Origin of the sequence: Paenibacillus ottowii, from assembly GCF_006874425.1 — a bacterium.
Lineage (GTDB): Bacteria > Bacillota > Bacilli > Paenibacillales > Paenibacillaceae > Paenibacillus > Paenibacillus ottowii.
This window is the reverse complement of record NZ_VIJZ01000022.1, coordinates 1-7,324: the sequence shown is the minus strand read 5'-3', so window position 1 is coordinate 7,324 and position 7,324 is coordinate 1. Positions and strand designations below refer to the sequence as shown.

Annotated in this window: 1 protein-coding gene; it reads right to left on the bottom strand. The window is 51.6% G+C overall.

Features of this window, described 5'->3' with window-relative positions; translation table 11 throughout:
* A partial coding sequence (locus FKV70_RS25650; RefSeq protein WP_142614961.1) for a non-ribosomal peptide synthetase occupies positions 1-7,324 on the bottom strand: 7,324 nt, incomplete at both ends.

The following is a 7,324-nucleotide window of genomic DNA, read 5'->3' as shown; positions in this document are numbered from 1 at the left end:
AAATCTTCAAACAGAATCCGCCACGACACTCCGTCCACCACCAAGTGGTGAATGGCGATCAGCAAATGGTCGCCCTCGGTTGTGCGGAACAATCCAAGCTTCACCAAAGGTCCTGCAGACAGGTCCATGCTGCTTTGAATTTCCGTCGCCTTCGCTTCCAGCGCTTCTGCATAGGTTTGCTGTTCACGGTAATCCACCATTTCCAGCGTATACAGCGCGCCTTCCTCTACACGGCGTGTCCAAGCCGTATAACCCGAGGCATCTGGACGGAAGACTGTACGCAGCGCATCATGGTGCTTCACGAGGTGGTCCATGACTTGGCGAATCGCCGTCTCCTCAAAGCCCTCAGCGCGATAGAGCATGACCGCTTGATTAAAGTGCTGCGGACGCTCGCGCTCTTGGGCAAAGAACCAGTGCTGGATTGGAAGCAGCGCCGTTTCCCCGCTGACTTCTTCTTGACCTGCTATACGGCGGACCTCGTGCATATGCGGGGCCAGGGCTGCAACCGTTGGATACTGGAACAAATCCTTCATGTCCAGCTTATAGCCCGCCTGGAACGTACGGGATGCGATTTGGATGGCCTTGATGGAATCGCCGCCCAGATCAAAGAAATTGTCCAAAATACCGACCGTCTGTAGCCCCAGCACCGACTGCCAGACCGCTACCAAAGCGCGTTCTTGCGCTGTACGCGGCTCGGCATAATCGACTCCAGTTTGCAGGCTGCCTTCCGGTGCTGGCAGTGCTTTGCGGTCGATTTTGCCGTTGGGACTCAGCGGCATTTGCTCCAGCTGTACAAAGTAGGACGGTACCATGTAGCTTGGCAGCTCTCGGCCCAGCTCACTTCTCAGCTCGCTGGCTCCTAGCTCTTGTCCCGCGACATAGTAGGCCACCATTTGTTTTTGGCCCATTTCGTCTGCACGAGCCATGACAACCGCTTCTCGTACCGAATCCACTTGCAGCAGCTGCGTTTCGACCTCGCCCAGCTCAATCCGGTACCCGCGGATTTTCACCTGATGGTCGATCCGGCCCAGATATTCAATGTTTCCGTCCGGCATCCATCTCGCCAAATCGCCGGTACGGTACATCCATTCGTATCCTGTTTCCCCACCAGAGAACGGATCTTTCACAAATTTCTCGGCCGTCAGCTCTGGACGGTTCAGATACCCCCGGGCTACACCGACACCGCCGATGCACAGCTCACCCGCAACCCCAATCGGCTGCAATTGCTCCGTGCCTTCCTTCACGATGTACAGACGGATATTCTGAATCGGTTTCCCGATCGGGATCACCGCATATTCTTCATCCGGCTCGCAATCAAAGTACGAGACGTCCACCGTCGCTTCGGTCGGACCATACAGGTTGACCAGCTTCGCTCCGGCCAGGCTCGACACAAGCCGCTGGAATCTCGCCACATGCTGTGGCGGCAACGCTTCGCCGCTGGCAAAAACATGGCGCAACGTGCCCAGTTTCGCTTGCATCACTTCCCGTGGCTGCTGCTGCACATACTCCAGGAACGCATGCAGCATGGCCGGCACAAAGTGCATCGTGGTCACGCCGTCGCGGGCAATCGTGTCCACGATGTCTTCCGGATTCTTTTCCCCGCCCACGGACAACAGACTTACCTTCGAGCCGACCATCGACCACCAGAACAGCTCCCACACCGACACGTCGAAGGTGAAGGCGGTCTTTTGCAGAATGGTATCTTCTGCACTCAAACCGTAACGATCATGCATCCACAAAATCCGGTTCAGCACGGAATGGTGCTCTACCATGACGCCCTTCGGTTTTCCCGTGGAACCGGACGTGTAGATGACATAAGCGACATGGTGCGGTCCAGCCAGGGGCTTCAGATTCGAGCCATCTTCGTGGTAAATGTGCTTGCCACCCTGCTCCTGACGATCCAGCACCAGCACCTGACCGTCGAAACTCAGCGATGCTTGCTCCGCCAGATGCGATTGCGTCAGCACCAGCTTCGCGCCTGAGTCCTCCAGCATAAAGCGGATGCGATCGGCCGGATATTCTGGATCGATCGGTACATAGGCTCCGCCGGCCTTGAGGATCGCATAGATGCCTACGATCATGTCCAGTGAACGGTGGACCAGAATACCCACAGGCTGATCTGGCTGTACCCCTTCCGCACGCAAGGTGCGCGCGAGACGGTTCGCTCGCTCGTTTAGCTCACGGTAGGTCAACGATTCCGCTCCGCACAACACCGCCACTTGCTCTGGCGTGTTCGCGGCCTGCTGCTCAAACAGACTGCTTAGCGTTTGATCCTGCGGATAGGCTGCTGCCGTATCTCCCCATACCTGCACGATTTGCGCTTGCTCTTCTGCTGTCACTAGTTCCAGCTCATTCACGTGGATATACGGGTTGTCCACGATTTGTCCGATGATGTGGTCCATATGACCCCGGATACGCTCCATTGCAGACCGGTCATACACCAGCGCATTGTATTCAAGCAGGATAGAGATATCCTCATCTGGCACGACAATCAGGTTAAAATCGTAGTTGGTTTGCTCTGCAAGTTCCACATTGGAAATAGAGAAACCTGTTTGGGTCTTGGTCTCGCCGCAACCACCCATCTGCTTCATCTGTTGCCCGATGGGGTAGTTTTCAAAGACCATAATGTGATGAATCAGGTCTTGTTTTTGTTCAGTCCGTGCCTGAATGTCGTAGAGCGGGAACGTGTCATACACACTGGAGGCCAGAGCCTGTTCCTGTGTGCGCTGCAATACTTCAGCAAATGTAGCTTCCTGTGCACTGCATATGCGTACTGGGATCGTGTTGATAAACAAACCGATCATGCTTTCCACACCTGGAATTTCTGCCGGACGACCGGATACCACACTACCAAACACAACATCCTGATTATTATTGTATTTCTGTAAAATAACGCCCCAAACGCTTTGCAGCAATGTGTTAATCGTTACATGTTGTTGCTTGGCCATTTGGTTTAAGGCGGCACTCCGTTCTTTACCCAACATCAACGGCAGCTTTTCCAAAACATAGCCAGAGTTTGAACTGTTACCACTTCCGTTAGTATCCTCATCTCGTTCTACTACAGAAGCTTGCGCGCTCTCACCAGGCAACAAGGTTTGCTGTTCAAAACCTGCCAAATAGTCACTCCAATAACGGGTTGCTTCCTGTGCATCTTGATGTTCCAACCATTCGATATAGTCACTATACGGCTTAACAGGTGCGAGTTCTGGCTGCTTGTTCTCCAGCAAGGCAAAATATGCACCAAACACTTCATCCGTCATCAGTGACAGGCACCAGCCGTCCATTACGATATGATGGAAGCTCCATACAAAACGGTATGAGCGATCATCCGTGCGGAAGACAGCTACGCGCATAAGCGCATCCTTGCTTAAATCAAAGCCACGAGCTTTGTCCTGAGTCACAAATTCAGCTACAGCGTGTTCACGCCCTCTGACATCCTCATAACGGAAGCTCGGATTTTTTTGACGATAGACGATTTGCAATGGTTGTCCATGCCAGCCGCTGTAGAAATTCGTCCGTAATATCGCATGCCGGCTAACCAGCAGCTTTAGGCTTTCCTCGAATATAGCTGGCGTAAAGTGGCCCTCAAGATCAAAGGTTGCCTGCTCAAAATACACGCCGGTTTCTGCATTCATCAAACTATGGAACAGCATCCCCTTTTGCATGGGGGTCAATGGGTACACATTTTCCAATTCCCCAATCGCCTTTGTCTGCTCCTTAATCGTATCTAATTGCTCCAGGGTCAGACCTTTGAACAGCACATCGCTTGGAGTCAATTCGGTCCGCTCCCGTGTCACACAATGCTCGATCACTTCAAGCAGATTGGATTTCAACAGGTTGGCTAACATTTGGACCGTATCCTTACGGAAGGCTTTGCCGTTATACCGAATGTCAAGTTCCAAGATGCCACTAGTTACGATTCCGCTCACATCGAGAGCATATTTCATTTTCGTCCGGTCACTAATGACCGATCCAATCGAATAAGGAGACATACGAATATCGCTGTTTGCCAAGTCTTGATCAAACCGTCCGAGATAGTTAAAGCTCACTTGAGATTCGGCAAAAGCTTGATGTTGACCAAGGTTCAGTACATCTGCTTGCTGAATCGCTTGACCAGATTCACTCAAATATCTCCAGATTCCGTAGCCCATTCCCTTATTCGGAATATGACGCAGGCTCTCTTTGACCTGTTTGATCCGATCCGACAAAGCATGACCACGACCGATATCCAGCAGCACCGGATATTGACTCGTAAACCAGCCTACCGTACGAGAAATGTCCGTATCCGGCAAAATGTTCTCACGTCCGTGTCCCTCTAGGTTGATCAGGCTACGTTCATGACCCGTCCACGTGTACAGCATCATGCCTAATGCCGTCAGCAGCAGATCGTTCACTTCCGTGTTGTATGCGCGGTGTGCTTGCTTCAATAGTTTTTCTGTCTCTTCTTCCGTAAGCTGGAAGATCACTGTATCCGTGTCAGCCAAGGTAAACGGTTCGGCTTCCGCTTGATCCTCAGGCAAGCGTACCTGGTCAGACAAAGCCGCTGCGTTGAGTTGCTCCCAGTAGGCGTATTCACTTTCCATTGCAGCGCTATTCGCATACTTGGAAAGTTTTTGTGACCAAGAACGGAACGACTCCGTTTTATCCGGTAACTGGAGCGTCTCCTCATGGGTGGCCTGTTCATAGACTGTGGCTAAATCCTCGAACAAAATGCGCCACGATACCCCGTCCACCACCAGATGGTGAATCGCCATCAACAGATGATCCCCATCTGCACAGTGGAACAAGCTGGCCTTCAACAACGGCCCTTCATGAAGTTGAATACTACTGTGAATTTCACTGGCTTTCGCCTCAATGGCTGCGCTGAGCGCGGCTTCATCCGTCAAGTTCGTAAAGTCCACCACATCCAGATGATATAGCTCACCTTCCTGTACGCCACGGTTCCATGCTTCATAGCCTTGCTCTGTCTTGCTGAACACCATCCGCAGCGCATCATGATGCGCTGTAAGTTTGCCAAGTGCCTGACGCAGAGCAGACTCGTCAAAACCCTGCTCCCGGTGCAGCATAACCGCCTGATTAAAGTGATGCGCATCCACTTGCTCCTGTGCAAAGAACCCGTGCTGGATCGGAAGCAATGCCGTTTTCCCGCTCACTTCTCCCTGATCTACCCTACGACTTGCCTCATGCATATGCGGTGCAAGTGTTGCAACGATGGGATAGCGGAACAAATCCTTCATATCCAGCTTGTAGCCTGCCTGGAACGCACGTGATACGATTTGAATCGCCTTGATCGAATCGCCGCCCAGGTCAAAGAAATGGTCCAAAATACCGACGGTTTGCACGCCTAGGACGGACTGCCAGATCGCTACGAGTGCTCGTTCTGCTACCGTGCGTGGAGCTACATACTCCGCACCGCTGTGCAGACTACCTTCCGGTGCTGGCAGGGACTTGCGGTCGATTTTACCATTCGGTGTCAGCGGCATCTGCTCCAACCAGATGAAATAAGACGGCACCATATAGCTTGGCAGCTTTTGTCCCAGCTCCTGTCTCAGCTCACTAGCTCCAAGCTCTTGACTTGCGACGTAATACGCTACTAACTGGGTTTGACCCGTTTCGTCCGTACGGGTCACGATGACCGCTTCTTGTACGGACTGCACCTGCAGCAGCTTTGATTCGATCTCGCCCAGTTCGATCCGATAACCTCTGATTTTCACCTGATGGTCCATCCGACCCAAATATTCAATGTTGCCGTCTGGCATCCATTTTGCCAAATCACCCGTACGATACATCCGCTCATAATCTGCCTCGTCAGCAGCAAACGGATTATTCACAAATTTCTCTGCCGTCAGTTCTTCACGTTTCCAATACCCTCGCGCCAATCCTTCCCCTGCAATACATAACTCACCCGGTACACCGACTGGCTGTAATTCCCCATTCGCATTCATGATATATATTTGTGTATTCGCGATGGGACGTCCAATATTAATTTGCTGAGCATGGGTCAGTTCCTGTACGGTCGACCAAACGGTCGTTTCTGTAGGTCCGTACATGTTATAAATACGGGGACCGTTGATTTCTTGCAGTGCTGCGAGCAGCCTGGACGGAAGGGCTTCACCCCCGACCATAATGGCCTTCACGTCTTGCAACGCGCGGGAGCCTGCTTCATGACCCAGCAGCATTTGCAAACGAGATGGTGTCATTTGCAACATCTCAATATGATGATGAGCAATCAATTCACCCAGCGCCTGAGGATTCACCTGATGCTGGCTGTCGCCAAGCACCACCGTCATTCCACCTAGCAGGGGCAGAATAGTTTCCAATACAAAAATATCGAATGAAATGGTCGTGAGTGACAAAATCGTTTTGCTCGTTTCAAAGTCAATGACTCCGCGCATCCCTGTAATAAAGTTGAGGACCGAGCGATGCTGGAGCATAACTCCTTTCGGATTACCCGTCGAACCAGAGGTATAGATAACGTAAGCCAAATGCTCTGGGCGGGCAATCGCCTCCAGGTTGCCACTCTCTCCCTGATACAATTCTTTGTCCTCAAGAAATAGGATATTGGCATGGCTTTGGTGCTCTTCTGCCAAATTACGACTGGTCAGAAGCACTGCCGCCTCGCTGTCTTCCAGCATGTATGCAATACGTGAGGACGGAAATTCGGGATCAATCGGCACATAAGCACCACCTGCTTTTAGCACGGCCAGTAGACCTACGATCATTTCCACGGAGCGCTCCACCATCAGACCAACCAGCTTGTCAGGTCCTACTCCCTGTGCTTGAAGCATTCGTGCCAATGAATTCGCCCGTTCATTTAGCTCCTGATAAGTCAGACTCTGATGTCCAAACACCAATGCCACCTGATCCGGCGTAGATTCCACCTGAGCCTCGAACAGCTGATGGACCGTCTGATGAGACGGAAATGCAACAGCCGTGTCATTAAATCCGGCTGTAATCTGTTGTTTTTCGGCTACTGTGAGTAGTTCCAGCTCTTCAACACGAACATTCCGGTTAAGCGAAATTTGCTCCAAGAGACGTACAAAATGTCCATGCAGACGCTCAATGCCTGCTTGATCAAAGCTGAGCGCGTTATACATAAATCGAATCTTGATGCCTTCACCCGGCATAACAACGACGTTCAAATCATAGTTGGTTTGCTCTGTAGCCACCACATTCGAAATCGTAAATTTATCCTGCCCCTCGCTGCCCAACTGCTCTACCTGCTGCTCCACCGGGTAATTTTCAAATATCATAATATGGTTGATTAAATCCTGCTTCTGCTCAGTCAGTGCTTGGATTTCATACAGCGGGAACGCATCATAGG